Raw genomic sequence first — 22678 nt, forward strand, 5'->3', positions numbered from 1 at the left:
GCTGCATATCAGCGATCGGGTGTGGAAACCCGGGAATGAGTAGGCGTCATGATCGTATGCAAACGCTCAATGGCGGCTGTACGCGGGCAGACTTCGGTCTGACTGGGTCCTACTCCCCGGTTTCCACCCCGCGTATGGCTGCCACCCAATCTGCCGCGTGGAAACGGCACCGGATGGCGCCCCAACCGAGTAGGAGCTATATCCATGAGCAAAATCGTCCCCGATCCACCCTATCCCGTTTTTGTCGCCCACGAAGACCTGAGCTTCGAAGACGCCATCGCCAACATTTCCTCGCTGCTACGCTGCGCCGCCACCACGGCCACCGAAACCGCCGAAGGCCTCAAAGGCACCCGACGCGACATGGCCTGTTCGACCGCGCACTTGATCGACATGGCCCGCACCCTCGCCGACCGCGCCCTGGATTGCCTGCAACCCGGCCCCGCCAGCACCCCATAAACCCGGTGGGAGGGGGCTTGCCCCCGATGCGGTGGGTCAGCCAATCAATCTGTATCTGACCCACCGTCATCGGGGGCAAGCCCCCTCCCACATTTGGCCTGTGTCGCCTGATCTTGAGCGACATGGCCCGCATCCTCGCCGACCGCGCGCTGGATTGCCTCCAACCCGGACCCGCCAGCACCCCATAACCCATGTGGGAGGGGGCTTGCCCCCTCCCACAGTTGGCCTGTGTCGCCTGTCTGAATACATCGATGACTGCTCGGAAAGTGGTACAACAGGGGTTTGCGCCAATCCTTATCGGAGGCCTTCACGCATGACGTCCAAACTCGAACAACTCAAGCAATTCACCACCGTGGTCTGCGACACCGGCGACCTGGAAGCCATCAGCCGCCTGCGCCCGGTGGACGCCACCACCAACCCTTCTCTGCTGCTCAAGGCCTCGGCCATCGCGCACTACGGCGATATCCTGCGTAGCGCGCTCGACCTGTCCAAAGGCGATCTGGGCCTGGCCTGCGATCAGTTTTCCGTGGCGGTGGGCTGCGGCATTCTCAAGGTGATTCCGGGACGCATCTCCACTGAGGTCGATGCACGACTGTCCTTCGATGAAGACGCGCTGTGGGCCAAGGCCAATCAGCTGATCGCCCTCTATGACCAGGCCGGCGTCGGTCGCGACCGCGTGCTGATCAAGCTGGCATCCACCTGGGAAGGGATCCGCACCGCCGAACGCCTGGAAAAAGCCGGCATCCAGACCAACCTGACCCTGCTGTTCTCGTTCGCCCAGGCCCAGGCCTGCGCCGATGCCGGTGCGTTTCTGATTTCACCGTTCGTGGGCCGCATCTACGACTGGTATCGCAAGCACACCGGCCTGGACTACACCGGCGCGGACGACCCGGGCGTGCAGTCGGTGACGCGGATCTACAACTACTACAAGGCCAACGGCATTAAGACGGTGGTCATGGGCGCCAGCTTTCGCACCCTCAGCCAGATCGAACAGCTGGCGGGCTGTGATCGCTTGACCATCAGCCCCGAGTTGCTGCAAAAACTCGATGAAGACCAGGGCACCCTCGATCGTAAACTGGTGCCCGGTGCCGCCGGCGAAGCGCGCCAGTCCATCAACGAGGCGCAGTTTCGCTGGGCCTCCAACGAAGATGCGATGGCCACCGAAAAACTCGCCGAAGGCATCCGCCAGTTTGCGCGTGACCAGGAAAAACTCGAAAAGGTACTGGCTGCGCTGTGATGCCCCCTATCGCCACCGTTACCGATACAACTTCGGCGTTGCACGGGCCTGTGGCGAGGGAGCTTGCCTTGCACTGTAGGAGCGAGCTTGCTCGCGAAAAACGTCAACGATAATACGTGCATCCTGGATGAACGCGGTGTCTGTGAGTTCTTCGCGAGCAAGCTCGCTCCTACAGTGGAGAGCAACCCACTCGCCACCGTATAAGGCATCAAGCCGGCTTTTGCTCGCCCAATGTGCGAGCTGCCAACGCCCCCAAAACCCCGCCAACAATCGGCGCCAGCCAGAACACCCAGAGCTGCGAAAGGTACTCACCTGCGGCAAATAATGCTGGCCCGGTGCTGCGTGCCGGGTTGACCGACGTATTGGTCACCGGGATCAGCACCAAGTGAATCAAGGTCAGCGCCAGGCCAACGGCAATTGGCGCAAAGCCCGGAGCAGCCCCCGGTGCAGTCACACGCATAATGATGAATACGAAGAAGAACGTGGCGATCAGTTCAGCCAACAGTGCGGCCTTCAGGTCAAAGAGGCCTGGGCTCAGGGGGCCGTAACCGTTGGCGGCAAAACCACCCACAGTGAAACCAGGCTGCCCGTTGGCAATCAGGTACAGCGCCGCCGCGGCAGCAATCGCCCCAGCAACCTGCGCCGCGATGTACGGCAGCACATCACCGGCAGCGATCCGCCGCCCTGTCCATAGGCCAATAGTCACCGCCGGGTTGAAGTGCCCACCGGAGATACCCCCGACCGCGTAGGCCATGGTCAGTACAGTGAGACCAAACGCCAGCGCAACACCCATGAAACCAATGCCCGACCCAGGAAAGGCCGCCGCCAGAATGGCGCTGCCACAGCCGCCGAACGTCAGCCAGAAAGTACCGATAAACTCGGCGATCAAACGCTTTTGCACAATCGACTCCATTGCTGCTCAAGTGCCGTCACCACAGGAGGTGGGCGGTCGCCGGCGACGGTAGCAATAGGTATCAAAATGCTGTGTAAGACTTGTCTGGAGTTCCACCGCTGGACACGTTGCGCCTCAGGCGCGCCTGGTTTATTTGCACAAGATCCGCTTACAACTAATCAGATGAGGCGCGCCTGCGACTGCATTAGCATTGCCGACCACTAAGTCAATGGCGTACATTTGCTATGATTTTTATTGAAACCGCAGTTTTCACCCGGCGCGTAACGGAGTTGATGAATCACGATGCCTATCTGGGTTTGCAGGTAGCGTTGATGTTGAATCCCCGCGCTGGAGATGTGATCGAAGGAACCGGCGGCATCCGAAAGCTGCGCATCGCCTCAAAAGGTCACGGCAAACGAGGCGGTGCCAGGGTGATTTACTATCACTTTGTAACGGCTTCAAAAATCGCGTTATTGATGATCTATCAAAAAAACGAACAGCAAGACCTGACAAACGATGAACGCAAAACACTGAAAGCCGTCATCGAACACTGGAGATAACCATGAGCAAATTCTTCGATGAGCTGATGGAAAGCGTGCAACAGATGGACGAAATCGTCCGAGGCGAGCGCCAGCCCTCTCGCCAATTTATTGTTGACGCGCTTCAAGTCAAAAAAATTCGTAAGACAACAGGCCTGACTCAAGCCAAATTCGCCGCAATGATCGACGTTCAGATTGGCACACTGCGCAATTGGGAACAGGGGCGACGCGAACCGACGGGCCCAGCAAAGGCGCTGTTGAGGGCCATTCACAACGACCCTGTACATGTGTTGAATGCGTTGGCGCCTTAACCCGACGTTGGCGGGCGCGGGAGCTTGGATCAGGTTCCCGCCACACCCTGCCCAAACCTGCGAATCGCCAGGCAATACCCCACCAGTGCCAGCCCCGCCAGCAACCCGCCCGCCGCGCCGATCCAGGCGAAGCCGAAGTGGCTGCCGACCCAACTGCCCATCAATGCACCGCCGCCGATGCCGATGTTGTAGATGCCGGAGAACATCGCCATGGCCACGTCGGTGGCGTCGGGTGCCAGCACCAGCACTTTGGACTGCATCGCCAGGCCGAAGCCCATGATCGCCATGCCCCAGAACACACTCAGGCCCACCAGGTAAGACTCGGCGCCGCTCAACGGCAACATCAGCGCCAGGCAGGCCGCAAGCAGGAACACGCTGCTGACCACGAAGACGTGCGGGTTGAAACGATGCACCAGGCTGAACAGCAGCGAGCCGATGATGCCGGCGCCGCCGAACACCAGCAGGATCAGGGTGACCGCACTGCCGCCCAAACCGGCAACGCCTTCGACGAAGGGTTCGATGTAGCTGTAGGCGGTGAACTGGGCGGTGACGGTCATCGCGGTGAGCACGTAGAGCGCCACCAGTGCCGGGCGCTTGAACAGCAGCGGCAGGCTGCGCAGGGAGCCGGAGTTCTGGCTCGGCAACGGCGGCAAGGTGCGCCACAGCCAGAACACCAGCGCGGCGGCGAACGCGGCAATCACCAGGAAGGTGGTGCGCCAGCCCATGGCCTCGCCCAGCAGGCGGCCCAGGGGAATACCGAGCACCATCGCCAGGGACGTACCGGTGGCGAGCAGGCCCAGGGCCTGCACTTGCTTGCCCTGGGGTGCCAGGCGCACCGCCAGGGAGGCGGTGATCGACCAGAACAACGCATGGGCCAGGGCGATGCCGATCCGGCTGACCATCAACAGGCCGAAACTGGTGGCCACGCTGGACAGGATATGACTGACGATAAACAGGCCGAACAGCACGATAAGCAATTTGCGTCGTTCGACGTTACGCGTGAGCAGCATCACCGGCAGCGACGTCAGCGACACGATCCACGCATAGATAGTGAGCATCAGGCCGACGCTGGCCACAGGCATGTCAAAGCTGGCGCCGATGGCGCTGAGCAGGCCGACCGGCACGAATTCGGTGGTATTGAATACAAAGGCGGCCAACGCCAGGGCGATGACCGGTTGCCAATTGGCTTGGGGGGTTGCGGCTGAAAGGCTCATTGCGGGGAGAGGTACTCTGACAGTGATCAAACGGCCGTGCAGGACACGCGGGGCCGTTGAGCATTCTATAGGTTTCTCGCGGCGCTGTTGGCCCTGATCCTGCCCGGTTATCGCATGACGGGTCAGCGCGGCTGCCTGAACGCCGGGTTGAATCGGTCTGATCCGCCCCGACTCACGGATCCACCTGCGTCATCAACTCGGGAATGCTTTCCGGGCGCCTGGCATAGCGCTGGGCCAACGCCGCACACACCATCAACTGGATCTGGTGGAACAGCATCAACGGCAAAATCAACACACCCATACTCGCCCCGGCGAACAACACCTGGGCCATTGGCACACCGGTGGCCAGGCTTTTCTTCGAGCCGCAGAACAGGATAGTGATGCGGTCTTCCTGGCTGAAGCCGAACGCCTTGCCCAGCAGCGCGGAGGCCACCAGCACCAGCGCCAGCAACACGCAACACGCCAGCACCAGGCCGCCCAGTTCCCACAACGGAATCTGGTGCCAGATGCCTTCGTTGACCGCCTCACTGAACGCGCCGTAGACCACCAGCAGGATCGAGCCCTGGTCGACGAACTTGAGCCAGGACTTGTTGCGGCCAACCCAGTCACCGATCCAGCGTCGGGCGATCTGGCCGGCGACGAACGGCAGCAGCAACTGCACGCTGATTTTCAGGATCGCGTCGACGGTGGAGCCGCCATCGCCGTGCACATTGAGCAGCAAGGTCACCAGCAACGGCGTGAGGAAGATGCCGAACAGGCTCGAGGCCGCTGCGCTGCAGATAGCCGCCGGGATATTGCCACGCGCCAGTGAGGTGAAGGCAATCGCCGATTGCACGGTGGCCGGCAGCGCGCAGAGGTAGAGCATGCCCATGTACAGGTCGTTGCCGATCAGCGGCGACAGCAGCGGCTTGAGCGCCAGTCCCAGCAGCGGGAACAGCACGAAGGTCAGGCTGAACACCAACAGATGCAAACGCCAGTGCCCCGCCCCGGCGACGATGGCCTGGCGCGACAGCTTGGCGCCGTGCAGGAAAAACAGCAGCGCGATGGCAAGGTTGGTGACCCAGCCGAACGCCACGGCGGTCTGGCCGCTGGCCGGCAGCAGCGAGGCGAGGATCACCGTGGCGATCAGGGCCAGGGTGAAGTTATCGGGCAGGAAACGCGGACGGGTCATAAGCAAATCTTCCAGGGGTTGCCAAGCGCATGGGGCGACTCTAACGTAACGACCTATTACCGACTAACGCCAATGAGCCAGTAAATGCCGCCTAAAGGACAGCACAAAACCGTCCGACGCACGATTCCCGGGCTGTCCAGCCTGCCGCGGGCAGTGTATGGGCGCACCGAATCGTTGCCTGATCGTGCGCTGACGCGGCGGCACAGCCATCCGTGGGTGCAGTTGTCCTATGCCATTTCCGGGGTGCTGGAGATCCAGACCAGTGCCGGCCGCTTCGTCGCACCGCCCCAGCGCGCGGTGTGGATTCCGGCGGGCATGCCGCACCGCGTCTACAGCGCGCCCCACACCGAGATGCGCAGCCTGTACCTGGATTGCAGCGTCACGGCGTGGGCGGCCGGGCACTGTCACGTGCTGGAGGTGAGCAGCCTGTTGCGCGAGCTGATCCGCAGCTTCAGCGAACGGCCGGCGGACTATGCCGAGGATGGCCCCGATGGCCGCCTGGCCCAGGTAATACTCGACCAACTCGCCGCCGCGCCCCAGGTGGACTTGATGCTGCCCCTGCCCCATGACGCCCGCTTGCGGCAGATCTACCGCAGCCTGCACCTGCATCCGGAGCAGCAGACCACCCTGGGGGATTGGAGCCGCAAGCTGGGGATCAGCGAAAAAACCCTCAGCCGCTTGTTTCTGAGTGACACCGGGCTGACCTTCCGCGCGTGGCGCCAGCGCCTGCGCCTGCTGAGCGCCCTGCCCGCCCTGGAGCAAGGCGAGCGGGTGACGGACGTGGCGCTGAGCTGTGGTTATGAATCGACGTCGGCGTTCATCAACGCGTTTCGCCAGCAATTCAACGCCACGCCGGGGGAGTTTTTCCGTTGAGGATTGGCCCGCTCAGTGCAAAAAATCCCCAAACGCGCGCTCGGCTGGTATTGTGCCGCGCTTTGGAACACCGCTACCGACTTGCGAGGAATGGACGTTGAACACTGACGAAAAAATGACCGGGGACCTGTTCGAGGTCGATAAGCGCCTGTCACTCAAACCCGTGGTGGACTTCAACGCCTACCTGCGCGACGCGTTTGGCGACGGCCCATGCACCTGCATACGCTGCACCGCCAGCGGTGGCGATGAAACCGGCTACGGCTTCCAGCACACGTTCAACTTCGACGGCAAGCCGATGCACCGGCGCTTTGCTTCGACAGCGGGCAGTGATGTGCTGATGGTGCTGAAAAAGGCCTGGTTGTCGTACACCAAGGCCGAGCTGCCGCTCAGCGGTGTATTGGCGCTGGAGACGGTGAAGGAATTTGTCGAGCCGCAGTTGCACAAGCGCGTGGCGCCACTGCTGTTGGCCAGTGGGTTGGTCAAGGATGTCGATAGCCAATTGCACATTCAGCCACAAGCATTGGCTTGAACACACTTCAAATGTGGGAGGGGGCAAGCCCCCTCCCACATTGGTTTTGTATTTGCCGATTAAAAACCGGGGACGCCTTGCATGCGGAGCTCGGGAGACAGTTCTTCCAGCGGCTCGGTCAGCGGCCGTTCACTCATCCCCGGCAGCAGAATCACCTTGCGGCATTCCTCCTCGGCTTTATCAAACAGTTCATAGCCTCGCGCGGCCTGTTCCAGAGACAGTCGATGGGTAACGATTGCCTCGGGATTCAAATGCCCGAGTTCAATGTGCTCAAGTAATTCCGGCAAGTAGCGCTGCACGTGGGTCTGGCCCATCTTGAAGGTCAGGCCCTTGTCGAACGCATCGCCAAACATGAAGCCATGGATAAAGCCGGCATACACCCCGGCCACGCTGACCACCCCGCCACGGCGCACGGCCGCGATGCACTGGCGCAGAGCCTTGCCGCTGCTGCCTTCGATCTTCAAGGTGGTGAGGATGGTTTCCGTGGTGCTGCCCTTGGCTTCAAAACCCACCGCATCCACCACGCCGTCGACGCCGCGCATGCCGACGGTCTGGCGGATGATGGTGTCGGCCGGGTCATCGTCCTCTTCAAAGTTGATCGGGATCACGCCATACATCTTTTGTGCGTAGGCCAGGCGATAGGGATGATCGTCGACCATGAAAATTTGCTCTGCACCGAGCATCTGCGCGCACGCCGCGCTGAGCAGACCCACGGGGCCGGCGCCGTAGATCGCCACGCTTGCGCCTTTGCCGATACCGGCATTGGTCACCGCCTGCCAGGCCGTGGGCAGGATGTCGGAGAGGAACAACACCTTTTCATCCGCCAGCAACCCAGGCACCTTGAACGGCCCGGCATTGGCCTTGGGCACCCGCACCATCTCGGCTTGGCCACCGGGGATGCCGCCGTACAGGCGGCTGTAGCCGAACAACGCGGCACCCGGGGGAATCGCCTTTTTATTCAGGATTGCGCCACGCCCGTCGTTGGTGGTTTCGCAGGCGGCGTACTGCTGCAACTGACAGAAAAAACAGTCGCCACAGGCGATCACGAAGGGGATCACCACGCGGTCACCGCGCTGCACCGCCGTGACCGCCGGGCCGGTTTCCTCGACGATGCCCATGAACTCATGCCCGAAGATATCGCCATGCTCCACCGTGGGGATCTTGCCCCGGTACAGGTGCAGGTCCGAGCCGCAGATCGCGGTGGCGGTGACGCGCAAGATGATGTCGTCGGGTTGCTCAATGATCGGGTCAGGTACGGTATCGACCTGGACTTTATGGGCGCCTTGGTAGGTCATCGCGCGCATGGGCTGCACTCCTGTGATGGGGACTTACTAGTTAAGGGCACGCCCCGCGCCGGGTGTTCCATCACCGTGCGGCGGTAAGCGATAAATGGTCGTTCAGCGCAGGCGCGTGACCGTGAGCGCCACCACGGCGATCCGCTCGACGCGCTCATACCCGGGCTTGTCGAGTTCTTCGCCGAAGACGTCCGGGTCCAGCTCACGGTAGGTCCAGCCATAGGCATCGCTGGCCAGCAACGGCTTGACCGCGTCCAGGAAAGGGTCGCCGCCGGCCACCATCGCCACGCCGGTATACAACAGCAGGCTACCGCCAACGGCCAGGCGCCCGAGGGATTCGCCGGCGATGCGCACCGACAACTGCTCGCCCAACGCACCACCGCCATGGCGATAGGCGCGCTGGCGGTCGTCATTCATGTACGGCGGGTTGGCGACGATCAGGTCGAATTCGCCTTCGACACTGGTCAGCACGTCACTCTGGTAGACACTCACGTTCGCGAGGCCCGCCAGCTCGGCATTCACCGCAGTCAGGCGCAGGGCGCGCGGGTTGATGTCCACCGCGAGCACCTCGGCGTCGTGCCGCCCATGGGCGACCACCAGCGCACCGACCCCCGCCCCGCAGCCAATATCCACCGCGCGTTTTAGCGGCTCGAAGCGCTGCTGCAAATGGGCTTCGATCACCTGGGCGAATCGATAGCTGTCAGGGCCGAAGAACACCGCGTCCGACTCCACGGTGGGATAAGGCGAATGGGCAAACAACAGGTCACCCAGGCTCGACCAGCGCACGCTGCTGCGCCACAGCGCGTCGTGTTTTTCAATCACTCCGGCCTGCTGCAGCTCTTCACGAAAGGCCTCGGGCAGCAGGTCGTTGTCGAACGGCATGGACCAGCCGAACACATCGCGCAGGTTCATCGCCAGCGGGGTCGACAAGCGCCGGAACACGCGGTCGTGGGTCAGCGGTGTCGGGGTGATAAAACGGTAGCCGCTCTCCTTCAAGCCTCGGCCAAGGTTGAGCAGGGCACGATCGGCCAGTTGTTGTGCAGACATGAACAGATTTCCTTAGCGCAAACGCGCGCGCAGTTGGATAAAACGGCGGGTGGCATACAACCCGGCAGGGCTGCAGTGGCGCCGCGCCGACATCCACGGGATCAGCGCGCCCAGTTGCTGCTCATCGGGCAGGCTCCACAGTGATTCGACGAGGGCCTGGGTATCCGGATCAGCCGGGCGGTGCTGTTCGCGGCTGAAACGGCTGCCGCGCCCCGGTCGTACCGGCGCCACACGCTGGGTGCCGATCCAGTCACCGGCGATCCAGTCATGCAGCACCTGTTTTTCATAGCCGCTGAACACACCGAACATCGCCGCGCCCGCGCCTTCGATCAACTGCCAGAAGCGGCTTTCGGCGGGGTCCTGGTTGCGTTTGATCCAACCCTTTTCTTCCATCGCCCTGAGGAACTCCCCCATCTGCCCGGGCTTGGCCAGCCACTGATTGACGGTCTTGCCTTCGAAGCGGCAGTAGTCCGAATGCATATGCTGGCCAAAGCTGCGCTTGCGTTCGAGCATGGCCATCACTTCATCCTGCAGATCAAAACCTTCGATGACCGCAGTGGTGCCTGGGCCGAGGTCATTGAGGCGATAGCCGGCGGCGACACGACGGTAGAAGTCTTTCCTGCCCTCCCCCAGCGGCAGCAGGTTGAGTACCGACTGCGCCGCTTTGCTGGCGTGGCCGCTGCTGGCGTTGTCGATGGTCACGTGAAGGGTGAAGTAATAGGGGTCGATGCCCAGTTCGCTCAGTTCGTAGGCAGTGATCAGCAGGTGCAGCGGCAACTGCTCATAGCCCAGGTTGTAGCCGATGATTTCCGGCAGGAACTCCTCGGCACACAGGCCCAGGGCCAGTTGCAATGCGCCTTGCAGGTAGTGGCCGTCCTCGAGCCCCGCCTCGCTGTCGGCATCATGCTCGCTGAGCAGCTTGCGATAGATCACCACATGGTTCTGTGCGGCTTCGCCGTCGCCCAACTCTTCAAGGTAAGTGGTCAGCAGGCCGTCGAAGCGCTGATCCTGCCAATAGCGCAACAGGCCGTAGAGCCACGCGCCGTCGACCTGTTTGGTCGGGGCCACGCGTTGCAGCACACACAGCGCGTGCGCCTTGTTGTGGAAGTAGCGGCGCGGCCGGCCTTGCTGGCGTTGCTCCAGGTACTCGGCGTAGGCCTGGGCCACGGCGGCGCAGCGCTGTTCCACCCAGGCCGGCAACTGCTCGGGCACCGCGGGCAGGTCGCTGACGGTCCCTTCCACCTGGGCCAATTGATCCTGCAGGTAATCACGCGCCACGTGCGTGGCATCCGCAGATTCACCGTACAGCTGTTGGTAGACCCGTTGATGGCGACCCTGGGCCGAGTCTGTGACAGAGGCCGGTTGGCCCGACAGCGCTGTGAGGAGTGTCATGGTGGCAGTTTCCGCAAAGTCCGTAACAACGGGCCAGCCTGCAAGGCGGCCCCGCAAAAGCGCTTGAACCACGCGCCTATAAAATGCAGAGCCTTGGGAGGTGCGGAAAATTCAAATGAGGTTGTTGAAGGGGGGATAAGCGGTCGTGATGCCTGGGTTAGTGGCTTTGCCTACCGATAAGATTTGAGGCGCAGAAATCAGGGATACTCTTCCCGGGCGTGCAATACGCTGACGATCTCTATCCGCTGCGCGGTAACTCGATACACCAGCACGTAATTGGGGTGAACGACGATCTCGCGAGTTCCTGGAACTCGACCGTTCGGATACAAGTACGGATGTTCCGTCAGCGGTAAAGGCGCACCTTCAAGGCGGGTTTTGAGGCGTCGGGCGGCGCCAGGGTTGTGTGCTGCGATAAAGGTCACGATATCAGTCAGGTCGCTGATGGCTTCATCAAGCCAAACAACAGACAGCATCAGGCATTCGCCCTCTGTTTACGCTCCGCTTCCTGAATGATCGCTTCAACCCTCGCCATGACCTCATCATGCGCGACACCAGGGCCGGGATTGCTCAGGCTTTTTTCGACCTTTTTACGAAACCAGAGATCATGGCTACTCGCCTGCTCTTCGGTTTCAAACTCCGAAACAATTGGGGAAAGTGGAACACCCATCAGATGACCTCCTGTATGAATGTTCAGCAGTCTAGTCGCAACCCGGCAAGCTGTCTCGGACCACCAGATGAAATGCAGGCCGGCTTACCCGCGAGGTAAAAATGTGGGAGGGGGCTTGCCCCCGATAGCAGTGGATCAGTCAATGAATTCGTCACTGACACACCGCTATCGGGGGCAAGCCCCCTCCCATATTTTTTACATCCTGGGTTGCTGCGTTGTTATTTACGCGCCGCCTCCCACTGTTTGAGCAGGTCGTTGTAGTTCACGGTCTCGCCTTTGGGCTTCTCGTTGGCCAGTTTCGGTTTCGGCGCGCCCGGCTGGTCGAACCAGTATTGCGCGTCACGCTCGGGGTTCATTTTCGGGCCGCACACCGGTTGCACCTTGGAGCGTTCCAGGCGCGTCATAATCGCGTCCTGCTCCTTGGCCAGGTTGTCCAGCGCCTGTTGCGGGGTTTTCTCGCCGCTGGCGGCGGCGGCGATGTTGCTCCACCACAGTTGCGCCAGGCGCGGGTAGTCCGGCACGTTGGTGCCGGTCGGCGACCACTCGGTGCGGGCCGGGCTGCGGTAGAACTCCACCAGGCCGCCGAGTTTGGGGGCCATGTCGGTCATGGCCTGGGAGTTGATATCGGACTCACGAATCGGCGTGAGACCGACGATGGTTTTCTTCAAGGACACGGTTTTGGAGGTGACGAACTGCGCGTAGAGCCAGGCCGCGAGTTTCTGTTTCTCCGGCGTGGACTTGAGGAAGGTCCAGGAACCCACGTCCTGATAGCCCTTCTTCATGCCCTTCTCCCAGTACGGCCCGACCGGCGACGGCGCCATGCGCCATTTCGGCGTACCGTCGGCGTTCACCACCGGCAGGCCCGGTTTGACCATGTCGGCGGTAAATGCGGTGTACCAGAAGATCTGCTGGGCGATGTTGCCCTGGGACGGCACCGGGCCGGATTCGGAGAAGGTCATGCCCGCCGCTTCCGGTGGCGCATAGGCCTTCATCCAGTCCACGTATTTCTGCGTGGCGAACACCGCCGCCGGGCCGTTGGTGTCGCCGCCGCGGGTCACGCTGGAGCCCACCGGGTGGCAGTCCTCCACGCGAATGCCCCACTCGTCCACCGGCAGGCCGTTGGGCAAACCCTTGTCGCCGCCACCGGCCATGGAGAACCAGGCATCGGTGAAACGCCAGCCCAGGGACGGGTCTTTCTTGCCGTAGTCCATGTGCCCATAGACGCGCTTGCCGTCGATTTCCTTGACGTCTTCGCTGAAGAATTTGGCGATGTCTTCATACGCGGACCAGTTCACCGGCACGCCGAGGTCGTAGCCGTATTTTTCCTTGAACTTGGCTTTCAGCTCCGGGCGCTCGAACCAGTCGGCGCGAAACCAGTAAAGGTTGGCGAACTGCTGGTCGGGCAGCTGGTAGATCTTGCCGTCCGGGGCAGTGGTGAAAGACAGGCCAATGAAGTCCTTGAGGTCCAGGGTCGGCGAGGTGAAGTCCTTGCCTTCGTTGGCCATCAGGTCGGTGATGGATTCGGTCTTGCCGTAGCGAAAGTGCGTGCCGATCAGGTCCGAGTCGTTGACCCAGCCGTCATAGATATTCTTGTCCGATTGCATCTGGGTTTGCAGCTTCTCCACCACGTCGCCTTCCTGCAGCAGGTCGTGGGTCAGCTTGATCCCGGTGATTTCGCTGAAGGCCTTGGCCAGCACCTTGGATTCATACTCGTGGGTGGTGAGGGTTTCCGACACCACGTTGATCTTCATCCCACGGAAGGGTTCGGCGGCCTTGATAAACCACTTCAACTCTTCAAGCTGCTGGGCTTCGGTGAGCGTGGACGGTTTGAACTCGCTGCCGATCCATTTTTTCGCCGCATCTTCATACGCGTCCGCCCATGCCGAAGCGCTCAAACCGCTGAGGGCCAGTACGGCGGCCAATGAAATGCTATGTCGCAGCTTATTGTTTTTATTCAACATAGAGACCTCCAGGTTAATTTCACACGGGACTCGCAGACACCCCTCTCTTGCAGGAGCGAGCTTGCTCGCGAAAAACTCACAAACACCGCGGGCTACCAGGAGCACTGCGTTATCGTTGACGATTTTCGCGAGCAAGCTCGCTCCTACAGGGTGGTGCATACCTAGCCCCAACGCATCACACTCAACAGCCATACCAGGGAGAGCGCGGACGCCACCCAGATGCTCCAGTCGGTAACGCCGATGACCAGCAAATGCAGGTAGGCGCTGCCGAGAAGACCGATAAACAAGCGATCACCACGGGTGGTGCTGATCGGCAGAAAACCGCGCCGAGGGATACTCGGCGAGCGCAACTCCCAGGTGGTCATGCCCGCCAGGATCAGCGCGATGCCGCCAAAGAACAGCGCCGTGGGGGTGGTCCAGGCCATCCATTCCATCATTGATTCCTCTAGACCCGGCCCAGGGCGAAGCCCTTGGCCACGTGGTTACGAACAAACCAGATCACCAGCATGCCCGGCAGGATGGTCAACACCCCCGCCGCCGCCAGCACGCCCCAATCGATACCCGAGGCCGACACCGTGCGGGTCATCACCGCCGCGATGGGCTTGGCATTGACCGAGGTCAGCGTGCGCGCCAGCAACAGCTCGACCCAGGAAAACATGAAGCAGAAAAATGCGGTCACACCGATGCCGGAGCCGATCAACGGAATAAAAATCTTCACGAAGAACTTAGGAAACGAGTAGCCGTCGATGTAGGCGGTTTCGTCGATTTCCTTGGGCACCCCGGACATGAAACCCTCAAGAATCCACACCGCCAGCGGCACGTTGAACAAACAATGCGCCAGCGCCACCGCGATATGGGTATCGAACAGGCCGATGGACGAATACAGCTGGAAAAACGGCAGCAGAAACACCGCCGGCGGCGCCATGCGGTTGGTCAGCAGCCAGAAGAACAGGTGCTTGTCGCCGAGGAAACGGTAGCGCGAAAACGCGTAGGCCGCCGGCAGCGCCACGCTCAGGGAAATCACCGTGTTCAGGCTGACGTAGTACAGCGAGTTGAGGTAGCCGGTGTACCAGCTGGGGTCGGTGAAGATCACCTTGTAGTTGGCCAGGGTGAAATCCTGCGGAAACAGGGTCAGCCCGCCAAGGATTTCGGTGTTGCTCTTGAAGGACATGTTCAGCAGCCAGTAGATCGGCACCAGCAGGAACAGGATGTAAACCAGTAGCGGAATAACTTTCTTCATAAACGTAAGACGCTTGCTCATGTTGGCGGCCTCAGCGGTTGGCGTCGGAGTGGGTCATGGCGGTGTAGAACAGCCAGGACACCAACAGGATGATCAGGAAATACACCAGGGAAAACGCCGCCGCCGGGCCGAGATCGAATTGGCCCACGGCCATCTGGGTCAAGGTCTGACTCAGGAACGTGGTGGCATTACCCGGCCCGCCACCGGTGAGTACGAACGGCTCGGTGTAGATCATGAAGCTGTCCATGAAGCGCAGCATCACCGCAATCAACAGCACGCTTTTCATCTTCGGCAGCTGGATATGTCGGAACACCGCCCAGGCCGATGCGCGATCGATGCGCGCCGCCTGGTAGTACACGTCCGGAATCGCGCGCAGCCCCGAGTAGCACAGCAGCGCCACCAGGGACGTCCAGTGCCACACATCCATCACCAGCACGGTGACCCAGGCGTCCGCCGTGTTGGCCGCGTAGTTGTAGCTGATGCCCAGGGCATTGAGGCTGTAACCGAGCAGGCCGATATCGGCGCGCCCGAAGATCTGCCAGATGGTGCCGACCACGTTCCACGGGATCAGCAAGGGGATCGCCAGCACGATCAGCACCAGCGACGACCAGCGACCCTTGGTCGGCATGGTCAGGGCGATGGCGATGCCCAGGGGGATTTCGATCAGCAGCACACAGGCCGAATAGATGAACTGGCGCAGCAGCGAATCATGCAGGCGTGGGTCGAGCAGCACCTGTTTGTACCAGTCGGCGCCGACGAAGTAGCGGCTGGACTGGTCAAAAATATCCTGCACCGAGTAGTTGACCACAGTCATCATCGGGATCACGGCACTGAACGCCACCAGCAGGAACACCGGCAGCACCAGCCACCAGGCCTTGTTGTTCTGCACCTTGTTCATGGCAGCACCTCCAGCAGGTAATCATCGGCGTAAAGCATCAGCCATTGCGCGGGGAAGCTGATGCAGGCGCGGCCTTCGGGTACTGGTTTGTCTTCGGCCAGGCGCACTTTGAGCGTGGCGCCGTCGAGGTTGAGGGTCATGATCTTGTAGGTGCCCAGGTCTTCCACGTGGGTGACGTCGGCCTGCAGCGCGTCAGGGTTGGGCTCGTCCCACACGTGGATGAACTCCGGACGAATACCCACCTGAAGCTTTTTGTAATCGGTGGCCTCGAGGCGTCGCTGCAAGGCTTCGGACAACGGCAGGTGGGTGCCGGCAAAGCGCACTCCGCCCGCCTCGGCCTGCACCTCGATCAGATTCATCCCGGGGCTGCCGATGAAATAGCCGACAAAGGTGTGGCTGGGGCGCTCGAACAATTCGCGCGGCGTGCCGAACTGCACGATCTGCCCGCCGTACATCACCGCGATCTTGTCGGCGAAGGTAGAGGCTTCCAACTGGTCGTGGGTGACGTAGACCATGGTGATGTTGAACTGCTCGTGGATCTGCTTGAGCTTGCGCCGCAGTTTCCACTTCAGGTGCGGGTCGATCACCGTCAGCGGCTCATCGAACAGGATTGCCGAGACGTCGTCGCGCACCAGGCCACGGCCCATGGAGACTTTCTGTTTTTCGTCAGCGGTCAGGTTGCGGGCTTTTTTGCTCAGCAGGTTCTGCAGGTCAAGGACCTCGGCGATTTCCTGCACCTTGCTGTGAATTTTCGCCTCGGCCATGCCCTGGTTGCGCAGCGGAAACGCCAGGTTGTCGAACACCGTCATGGTGTCGTACACCACCGGGAACTGGAACACCTGGGCGATGTTGCGCTTCTCCGGGGTGAGGTCGTTGACCACCTGGGTGTCGAACAACACCTGGCCCTCGGACGGGCTGAGCAAGCCGGAGATGATATTGAGCAGGGTCGACTTGCCGCAGCCCGACGGCCCGAGCAAGGCGTAGGCACCGCCCTGCTCCCACACGTGGTTCATTTCCCGAATGGCGTAGTCTTCCGGCCCATTCGGCGTCGGACTGTAGCTATGCGCCAGGTTGCGCAAATGGATCTCGGCCATCAGGCAACCCTCGCAATACGGCGCCCGGGGGCCTGGACCAAACGGCCCTGGCCATCGAACACAAACAGTTTATGGGTGGGGATATACACGCGGATCGGCGCGTCCACGTCGTACTCATGCACCCCCGGCAAGTGCAGCACCAGCAGGAAATGTTCGCTGCGCACGTGCAGGAAGGTTTCCGAACCGCTGATTTCGGCGACTTCCACGGTCACCGCCAGTTCCAAGTCATCGTCGTTGCTTGGTACCAGGCTGATATGGCTGGGGCGCACGCCGAAACGGAATTCGCCTTCGCCGATGGGACGCAGGTCGACATTCAGCGGAAAGTGCACGAAGTTGGCGAAGCTCACTTCATTGCCACTGATGCGCCCCGGCATCAGGTTGATCGGCGGCTCGGAAAACAGCTCGGCCGCCAGTACGGTCTGCGGCTGGTGATAGACCTCGGCGGCCTTGCCGCTCTGGATCACCCGGCCCTCGTGAAGAATGGTGGTGGTACCGCCCAGCGCCAGGGCTTCGTTGGGTTCGGTGGTGGCGTAAATGGCGATGGTGTGGCGCGCCTTGAACAGTTCGCGCATTTCCTGGCGCAGTTCTTCGCGCAACTTGTAGTCCAGGTTGACCAGTGGCTCATCGAACAGGATCAACTCGGCGTCCTTGACCAGGGCCCGGGCCATGGCCGTACGCTGCTGCTGGCCGCCGGACAGTTCCAGCGGATGGCGTTGCAGGAATTTCTCGATGCGCAGCATCCGCGCCGTTTCCAGCACCTTGCTCTGGATCAGCTCATTGGACACACCGGCCTGGCGCAAGGGCGAGGCGATGTTCTCGAACACGGTCATGGTCGGGTAGTTGATGAACTGCTGATAGACCATCGACACGTTGCGCAGGCGTACCGGCTTTTGCGTGACATCTACACCGTTCATCAGGATGCGGCCGCTGTCGGGCTTGTCCAGCCCGGCCATCAGGCGCATCAGACTGGTCTTGCCGGACAGCGTGCGACCGAGCAATACGTTGAAGGAACCGGGTTCGAAACGCAGGGTGGCGTCGTCGATCCAGGTTTGACCTTCAACAACGCGGGAGACATGTTCCAGGGTCAATGACATGACACGACCTTTTTATTATTGGAATGAATCTGGCCAGTTGTCAGAGCGAGTTTCGTGCCAAGGATGGCAGGTGATTGATTCACAAGGGAATGGGCTCAGAGGCATGTTCAAGCGTGAATAAAATGAACAGTTCAGGCTGAACAATTGAACAGATTTGCAGTTGACAATGAACAGTTGTGAACAACACTTTATGGGCGATGAAGATCAAATGTGGGAGGGGGCTTGCCCCCGATCGCGGTACATCAGTAACGGTAGTGCTGACTGATACACCGCTATCGGGGGCAAGCCCCCTCCCACATGGGTCTGGTTACATCCGTTGAATTGTGTAAGCCCAATAACAATAAAAAGAAGGTCACCCATGGCCGAACCACTGGCTCACGACACCATCATCCAGGACTCCTGGCGCCGTTGCCGCGCGTTCGGGCTGGATCACCAAAGCGTCCCCAGCTTCGATCAGTTGCCCGCCGAGGGCATTCGGCAGTTGCTGGAGAGCCAGCATTCACTGGTGCAGACCACCCACCAGGAGGTGCTGCCCTACTACGAAAACATCCTGAGCAATTCCAACTGCCTGATCATGCTCGCCGACAACCAGGGCCAGGTCCTGACGTCGTGGGGTACCCAGCGGTTTATCGAACCCGGGCTGGCCCGTGGTTTCAGCGCAGGCGCCAGCTGGATGGAGCGCGCCAGCGGCACCAATGCCATCGGCACCGCCCTGGCCTGCGCCCAGGCGGTGCATATCGAACACGACGAACACTTCCTCAAGGCCAATCGCTTCATGACCGGTTCGGCGGCGCCGATTTTCGACGCCCAACGCGAAATCATTGCGGTGCTTGATGTGTCCAGCGACAGCTACCTGCCGCCCTCCCACACCCTGGGCATGGTCAAGATGATGAGCCAGACCGTGGAGAACCGGCTGATCCTCAACCTGTTTCGCGGCGAGCATTTCCAGCTGACGTTCAACACCGGCCTGAGCAACCTCGACAGCCAGTGGGCGGGCCTGCTGATCTTTGATGAAAGCGGCCAGGTGCTGTCGGCCAACCGCCGCGCAGACAACCTGCTGGGCATCAGTTTATCGCGGGTGATGATCGACAGCTTGTTCAAGGTGTCGCTGCTGGAGTTGTTGAATCAGCCGCAGGGGCTGCCGTTTTCCCTGCAGGCGCCGGGACGCAATCGTTTCCAGTGCCTGCTCAAGCGGCCCAGGCAGACGCCGGTACAGGCGCGGGTGTTCAATCAGCCTGCGCCGTCGAAGCCGACCGCCGTCAGCCTCAACACCCTGCATTTTGGCGATGCGCGCGTGGAGAAAGCCGTGCGCCAGGCCGAGCGTCTGCTGGAAAAAGACATTCCGTTGTTGATCCACGGCGAAACCGGCGTGGGCAAAGAGGTGTTCGTCAAAGCCCTGCACCAGGCCAGCTCCCGCAGCCGCCAGGCATTGATCGCCGTGAACTGTGCGGCGATTCCGGCTGAGCTGGTGGAATCGGAACTGTTTGGCTATGAAAAAGGCGCGTTTACCGGCGCCAATCAAAAAGGCAGCATCGGCCTGATCCGCAAGGCCGACAAGGGCACCCTGTTTCTCGATGAAATCGGCGATATGCCGTTACCCACCCAGGCCCGCCTGCTGCGGGTGCTGCAGGAGCGGTGCGTGCAACCGGTGGGCAGCGGCGAGGTGTTCGCGGTGGACTTGCGCATCATCTCGGCGACCAACCGCGCGCTACGGGAGTTGGTGCAGGCCGGGCGCTTTCGTGAGGATTTGTATTACCGCATCGGCGGCCTGACCCTGGAACTGCCGCCATTGCGCGAGCGCAGCGACAAGCAGGCGCTGTTCCAGCAACTGTGGCAGCAACACCGCGAGCCCACCCAGTGGGCCGGGCTGAGTGGCGAGGTGCTCAAGCTGTTCGACCAGCACCCGTGGCCGGGCAATTTGCGGCAGGTGAGCAGTGTGTTGCAGGTGGCGTTGGCGATGGCCGAAGAACAGCCGATTCGCCCGGAGCACCTGCCCGATGACTTTTTTACCGACTTGAAACAGGCGGCGCCGCTGCCGCGCCGCGAACATCTGGATGACAACCTTGACCTCAACCAACGCCTGGCCGCCGCGGGCGGCAACATTTCCCACCTGGCGCGGGAACTGGGGGTGAGCCGAAATACCCTCTATAAGCGCCTGCGCCAGCACGAAGGTTGATTCAGCGCCAACGCCACGACACGCCGGTGTAAACACCACGCCCGTCAGCGGGTGTGGAACGGGCTGCGTCCATGCCTTTGTCGTCGTAACCCGGCGTCACGGTGTTGGCATAACGCCGATTGGTCAGGTTGCGCAGATCGACCCAGGCTTGCCAGTCCTGCCGGGGCGCGTCATAGCCGAACGTGGCGCCAAGGGTGGTGTAGGCCGCCGCGTAGTAGGAATTGGCGTAGTCCACCGCCACCCGCGAGGCATGCTCGGTGTTGAGGCTGGTGTAGAAACCGCTCGGGTGGCTGTAGCGCAGTTGCGCCTGGTAATAGTGCCTGGGGATGCCGGGCAAGGTGTTGTCGCCGAAACGATCATCATCGCGGTAGTGGAAGTCATTGAAGGTGTAGGCCTGGCGCAGCGCAAGCCGGCCATTGCGGCCGCCGTCCCACAGCGGGCTGAGCAGGCTCAGTTCCACGCCTTGATGCACGGTGGGGCTGGCATTGGCTTCGGCGACGATGGCACTGGCGGTCGCGGTCTGGGCCTGGGTTTCCACGGTCAACAGTTCGTGGCGCACTTCGGAGCGGTAGAGCGCCAGGTCCCACTGGCCGAGCCAGGCCTCGCCGCGCCCGCCGACCTCCAGGGTGGTGGCGGTCTGGTTCTTCAGGTTGACGCCTTCGCGTGCCAGCCCATTCGCAGGGCCAGCGTTGAAGTATTTATTGGAACCCCAGATCATCGACCAGGCGTGCGGCGGCTCGACCGAACGGCTCAGGTTGCCGTACACCTGCAATTGCGGGGTTAAGTCATAGCGCAGGCCGATGCGTGGCGCGTAGTCCCAATCGTGCTGACGCGTCGGTGCCTGGCCGTCCGGATAGGTGACCTGGGTTTCGCGGCGGGTATGAATCGCGGCCACGCCAGTGGTCAGCCACAGGTCGGGGACCAGCTCCAGCTCGTTGCCGATATGCAGCACCGTGTCGGAGCCCAGGTAGGTGTAGTCACGGGTCTTGGTGCCGGGCGCGTAGCCCGCCGTGTTGCCGGCCGGGACGCGCACATACTCGGAGGCGCCATTGTTGGGCATCGCCTGGGTGGTGCGCAGGCCGAGGGTGGTGGTGCTGTCATGGCCGAACAGGCTGTCCTGGCGGATGTAATTGAGCGTGCCACTGATGTCGGTGTAGGCGACTTTCAGGCGATTGGTGCCTTCGCGCAGGTCCATCGGATAGTCGTGATAGGCCAGCCCGACCTCGACGCGGGAGGCGTCATCCAACTGCAGGGTGGTCTTGTTGGCAAGCCAGGTGGAACCCGGTTGCAAGCGTTTGGAATCGCGGGCGGCGTTGAGGCTGTTGGCGGCGCGCGGGTCATGGCTGATCTGCTCGCGGGTGAGCTTGCCCGGCGTGTCATTGGTGGTTTCGCGGTAGCGCAGATAGAAGCGCGTTTCAAGGTTGGGGTTGAAGCGATAGCCGAAGTTGGCCGCGATGCCCTTGCCCGTCCCGGCACTTTGCCGCTGGTAACCGTCGGACTGCGAATCGGTGAGGCTGATGTAGTAATCGGCATCACCGAGCACCTGGCCGGAACTGATTTCACGCTGGACGTAACCCCGGCTGCCCGCCTCATAGCGCACTTGCAGTTTGGGCGCGTCGAAACCCGTGCGGGTCACGTAGTTGACGGCGCCGCCCAGGGCCAACGCGCCCTGATCGAAACCGTTGGCGCCGCGAAGCACTTGCACCCGGCTCTGCCATAACGGGTCCTTGAGTTCATAGGGTGTACCGCCGGGGCCGGTCAGCGGCAGGCCGTCGAACATTTCATACAGCCCGGAGGCATGGGAACCCGGGCTGCGGTTCAAGCCCGAACCGCGAATGGACAACTTGACCCCTTCGTTATTCGCCGCCTTGGCGTACACCCCGGCCTGATACTTGAAGACATCCTCGTTGGTGCTCACCCGCCCCTGCTGCACGCTGTCCATGTCGATGAAGTTGGTGCCGCCGGGCACGCTGTTGAGCTGTGCCTGGGCGATCTCGCCGGCGCTGGCTTCGGACGCGGTGACTTCGACCGGCGCCAACTGCAGGTCTTCGGCCTGTACCAGTGAACTGAGGGTCAGGGCGGCGAACAGCAGCGGGGGTTGGCGCAACAGCATGGGCAGGTCCTTGAAATACGGGAGCGTGCACGACAATGCCGGCACGCGAGCAGTCATGGGAAGGCTCCCACACCCGCCAAGTCACGGACGTTTCCCACAACCGTATAGGACCAGGATTATTTAAATGAAAAACCAGTGATCAATCGCTGCCCCGCTTGCCCGACCATTCCAGCGTCTGCATCAGATCGTCAGCGTCGGAGCCGACGGGAAACCTGAAACCGTACATCTGATCGGTGGCCAATATGTCGGCCAGCGTGTCGCATAGCTGCGCCTCCGTCGGCGCGTCGCGCAGCAGTTTGTGCGCGGGTATCAGCACCTCCGAAGCGACCCCTTGGACACTCGCGGCGTCGATGACGGCAAACAGGATAAATCGCAGGCGGATTTCGCGATCAGTAGGCCAAACCGTTTTTCGCTTACCCAAGGTAGGCCCTCATGTTTAAGAAAAGTCCGAGGCTAGGGCCGACCGGGGGCAGGTTTCA

23 protein-coding genes are annotated in these 22678 nt (G+C 61.5%); 7 read left to right on the plus strand and 16 right to left on the minus strand.

Annotated features, from left to right (window positions below):
- Window positions 1-204 precede the first annotated feature (204 nt).
- Window positions 205-456: a DUF6124 family protein gene (locus tag BFQ00_RS14185; protein ID WP_065895963.1), complete on the plus strand. Its 252-nt coding sequence runs from the start codon at window positions 205-207 to the stop codon at window positions 454-456.
- Between the two features lie 313 nt (window positions 457-769).
- On the plus strand, window positions 770-1693 hold the full coding sequence (tal, locus tag BFQ00_RS14190; RefSeq protein ID WP_065933869.1) for a transaldolase: 924 nt from the start codon (window positions 770-772) through the stop codon (window positions 1691-1693).
- Between the two features lie 208 nt (window positions 1694-1901).
- Here tal and aqpZ read toward each other — a convergent pair whose 3' ends face one another.
- Entirely contained in the window at window positions 1902-2606 is a 705-nt protein-coding gene (gene aqpZ / locus BFQ00_RS14195) for an aquaporin Z (protein WP_065933870.1), read from the minus strand.
- A 224-nt stretch (window positions 2607-2830) separates the two neighbouring features.
- On the opposite strand from aqpZ, the gene BFQ00_RS14200 reads away from it, so the two are divergent.
- Window positions 2831-3145 (plus strand): type II toxin-antitoxin system RelE/ParE family toxin, encoded by a 315-nt coding sequence (locus tag BFQ00_RS14200; RefSeq protein ID WP_065885024.1) that lies wholly within the window; start codon window positions 2831-2833, stop codon window positions 3143-3145.
- Between the two features lie 2 nt (window positions 3146-3147).
- The gene (nadS, locus tag BFQ00_RS14205; protein WP_065885023.1) at window positions 3148-3435 is read left to right on the plus strand and encodes a NadS family protein; all 288 of its coding nucleotides are present in this window, start codon (window positions 3148-3150) and stop codon (window positions 3433-3435) included.
- A 29-nt stretch (window positions 3436-3464) separates the two neighbouring features.
- On the opposite strand, the gene BFQ00_RS14210 is transcribed toward nadS, so the two are convergent.
- Together BFQ00_RS14210 and BFQ00_RS14215 are read right to left on the minus strand one after the other, a co-directional pair.
- Window positions 3465-4649 carry a sugar transporter gene (locus tag BFQ00_RS14210; RefSeq protein ID WP_065885022.1) on the minus strand — a complete coding sequence of 395 codons (1185 nt, stop codon included), beginning with the start codon at window positions 4647-4649 and terminating at the stop codon, window positions 3465-3467.
- Window positions 4650-4821: 172 nt separating this feature from the next.
- Window positions 4822-5820: a bile acid:sodium symporter family protein gene (locus BFQ00_RS14215; RefSeq protein ID WP_065885021.1), complete on the minus strand. Its 999-nt coding sequence runs from the start codon at window positions 5818-5820 to the stop codon at window positions 4822-4824.
- A gap of 84 nt (window positions 5821-5904) precedes the next feature.
- Here BFQ00_RS14215 and BFQ00_RS14220 point away from each other — a divergent pair, with 84 nt between their 5' ends.
- Together BFQ00_RS14220 and BFQ00_RS14225 are read left to right on the plus strand one after the other, a co-directional pair.
- Window positions 5905-6693 carry an AraC family transcriptional regulator gene (locus BFQ00_RS14220; protein ID WP_065933871.1) on the plus strand — a complete coding sequence of 263 codons (789 nt, stop codon included), beginning with the start codon at window positions 5905-5907 and terminating at the stop codon, window positions 6691-6693.
- Window positions 6694-6790: 97 nt separating this feature from the next.
- Window positions 6791-7222 (plus strand): hypothetical protein, encoded by a 432-nt coding sequence (locus BFQ00_RS14225; RefSeq protein ID WP_065885019.1) that lies wholly within the window; start codon window positions 6791-6793, stop codon window positions 7220-7222.
- A 59-nt stretch (window positions 7223-7281) separates the two neighbouring features.
- Here the strand turns inward: BFQ00_RS14225 and BFQ00_RS14230 are convergent, their stop codons facing one another.
- From BFQ00_RS14230 to BFQ00_RS14280, 11 genes are all read right to left on the minus strand, one after another.
- Window positions 7282-8526 carry a zinc-dependent alcohol dehydrogenase gene (locus BFQ00_RS14230; RefSeq protein WP_065933872.1) on the minus strand — a complete coding sequence of 415 codons (1245 nt, stop codon included), beginning with the start codon at window positions 8524-8526 and terminating at the stop codon, window positions 7282-7284.
- Between the two features lie 93 nt (window positions 8527-8619).
- Window positions 8620-9564, minus strand: a complete 945-nt coding sequence (locus tag BFQ00_RS14235) for a methyltransferase (RefSeq protein WP_065933873.1) — start codon at window positions 9562-9564, stop codon at window positions 8620-8622.
- Window positions 9565-9576: 12 nt separating this feature from the next.
- On the minus strand, window positions 9577-10956 hold the full coding sequence (locus BFQ00_RS14240; protein ID WP_065933874.1) for an iron-containing redox enzyme family protein: 1380 nt from the start codon (window positions 10954-10956) through the stop codon (window positions 9577-9579).
- A 197-nt stretch (window positions 10957-11153) separates the two neighbouring features.
- Window positions 11154-11429, minus strand: a complete 276-nt coding sequence (locus BFQ00_RS14245; RefSeq protein WP_065933875.1) for a type II toxin-antitoxin system RelE/ParE family toxin — start codon at window positions 11427-11429, stop codon at window positions 11154-11156.
- The gene (locus BFQ00_RS14250; RefSeq protein WP_065933876.1) at window positions 11429-11623 is read right to left on the minus strand and encodes a type II toxin-antitoxin system RelB family antitoxin; all 195 of its coding nucleotides are present in this window, start codon (window positions 11621-11623) and stop codon (window positions 11429-11431) included. The genes BFQ00_RS14245 and BFQ00_RS14250 overlap by 1 nt, the downstream gene beginning before the upstream one ends.
- Before the next feature lie 218 nt (window positions 11624-11841).
- Window positions 11842-13584 (minus strand): ABC transporter substrate-binding protein, encoded by a 1743-nt coding sequence (locus BFQ00_RS14255; RefSeq protein WP_065933877.1) that lies wholly within the window; start codon window positions 13582-13584, stop codon window positions 11842-11844.
- A gap of 161 nt (window positions 13585-13745) precedes the next feature.
- A complete protein-coding gene (locus BFQ00_RS14260) occupies window positions 13746-14018 on the minus strand; it encodes a DUF2160 domain-containing protein (RefSeq protein WP_003232363.1) in 273 nt (90 codons plus the stop codon).
- Between the two features lie 11 nt (window positions 14019-14029).
- Window positions 14030-14824, minus strand: coding sequence for a carbohydrate ABC transporter permease (locus tag BFQ00_RS14265; RefSeq protein WP_371042959.1), 795 nt, complete (start codon window positions 14822-14824; stop codon window positions 14030-14032).
- A 31-nt stretch (window positions 14825-14855) separates the two neighbouring features.
- A complete protein-coding gene (locus BFQ00_RS14270; protein ID WP_003174635.1) occupies window positions 14856-15722 on the minus strand; it encodes a carbohydrate ABC transporter permease in 867 nt (288 codons plus the stop codon).
- On the minus strand, window positions 15719-16816 hold the full coding sequence (locus BFQ00_RS14275; protein WP_065933879.1) for an ABC transporter ATP-binding protein: 1098 nt from the start codon (window positions 16814-16816) through the stop codon (window positions 15719-15721). The genes BFQ00_RS14270 and BFQ00_RS14275 overlap by 4 nt, the downstream gene beginning before the upstream one ends.
- A complete protein-coding gene (locus BFQ00_RS14280) occupies window positions 16816-17910 on the minus strand; it encodes an ABC transporter ATP-binding protein (protein ID WP_065885009.1) in 1095 nt (364 codons plus the stop codon). The genes BFQ00_RS14275 and BFQ00_RS14280 overlap by 1 nt, the downstream gene beginning before the upstream one ends.
- Window positions 17911-18268: 358 nt before the next feature.
- Here BFQ00_RS14280 and BFQ00_RS14285 point away from each other — a divergent pair, with 358 nt between their 5' ends.
- On the plus strand, window positions 18269-20086 hold the full coding sequence (locus tag BFQ00_RS14285; RefSeq protein WP_065933880.1) for a sigma-54-dependent Fis family transcriptional regulator: 1818 nt from the start codon (window positions 18269-18271) through the stop codon (window positions 20084-20086).
- Window position 20087: 1 nt separating this feature from the next.
- On the opposite strand, the gene BFQ00_RS14290 is transcribed toward BFQ00_RS14285, so the two are convergent.
- Window positions 20088-22199, minus strand: a complete 2112-nt coding sequence (locus tag BFQ00_RS14290) for a TonB-dependent receptor family protein (RefSeq protein ID WP_065933881.1) — start codon at window positions 22197-22199, stop codon at window positions 20088-20090.
- 139 nt (window positions 22200-22338) lie between these two features.
- Complete coding sequence (locus BFQ00_RS14295) at window positions 22339-22620, minus strand: hypothetical protein (protein WP_065885006.1); 282 nt, start codon at window positions 22618-22620, stop codon at window positions 22339-22341.
- Window positions 22621-22678 lie beyond the last annotated feature (58 nt).

The sequence above is a fragment of the Pseudomonas sp. 28 E 9 genome (assembly GCF_900004785.1).
Lineage (GTDB): Bacteria > Pseudomonadota > Gammaproteobacteria > Pseudomonadales > Pseudomonadaceae > Aquipseudomonas > Aquipseudomonas orientalis_A.